Origin of the sequence: Helicobacter sp. MIT 03-1614 (genome assembly GCF_000762925.2) — a bacterium.
Classification (GTDB): Bacteria; Campylobacterota; Campylobacteria; order Campylobacterales; family Helicobacteraceae; genus Helicobacter_C; species Helicobacter_C hepaticus.
In genome coordinates, this window is the sequence record NZ_JRMS02000035.1 from 1 (window position 1) to 768 (window position 768).

Below are 768 nucleotides of genomic sequence, written 5' to 3' on the forward strand. Positions count from 1 at the left end.
TTTTTCTCCAAATAAAGTAGCAGAGAATCCACTTTCAGTATTTGGTTGATGAATGAGTAAATCATAGCGAGAAAAGAATCTTTTGGCTTGGGTGGGAGTCATGTCGCCACCTAAGAAAGAGTTATATTCTATGTTGAGAATGTCGATGTAGGTGGGTCTAATAGATTCTAATTCAACTTCTGTTGTTTCAGGATTATTATATTGTTTTGCAAATTGTTCCAATCTCTCCCTATCTTTATTCCACCAACCTTCAGGTTTATAATCTTTATCTGCCAAATGAAAGTACCCATAACTAGCCCAAGCTAGCTCTGCATAGTCTCGTAATTTCTGTATTTGTTCTTTATTGCTCATTGTTAATCCTTAATAGATGTGCAACTTCCATAAGCTGTTTTAAATACAAGCTCGTAAGAAGCTATGCTTTTTGTTGTGAGATATTTTCTTTTAGTGTCCCATCTTGCAAAAAAATATGGGCTAATCCTAACAATATTTTGTTTCGTCTTATCTAAATATACAAAAAAACCTGAATCAAATTCTATTCTGTTGTGTATTTTGGTTTCTCCTAACATATATTTTATTTGATATTCATCGCTCGTTTGCATTGGTTTCATTGTTTCAAGCATAGTATTCCAATCTAAATCATAATATGATAGTATCTTATTATACTTCTCCTCATTATTGGGTAATTCATTTAACTTACACATTTTTTTAAATTGATGATAACTTGGTTGCAAGTTATATGGCACAAGCCACCCCCAACCACTAATACAA

At 32.4% G+C, this 768-nt stretch carries 1 protein-coding gene and 1 pseudogene; both read right to left on the minus strand.

What is annotated here, in order from left to right; all coding sequences use genetic code 11:
- Positions 1–351: pseudogene (locus tag LS66_RS09985) on the minus strand (hypothetical protein); the annotation flags it as partial.
- Positions 352–353: 2 nt separating this feature from the next.
- A complete protein-coding gene (locus tag LS66_RS09990) occupies positions 354–764 on the minus strand; it encodes a hypothetical protein (protein WP_236097034.1) in 411 nt (136 codons plus the stop codon).
- Between the last annotated feature and the right edge of the window lie 4 nt (positions 765–768).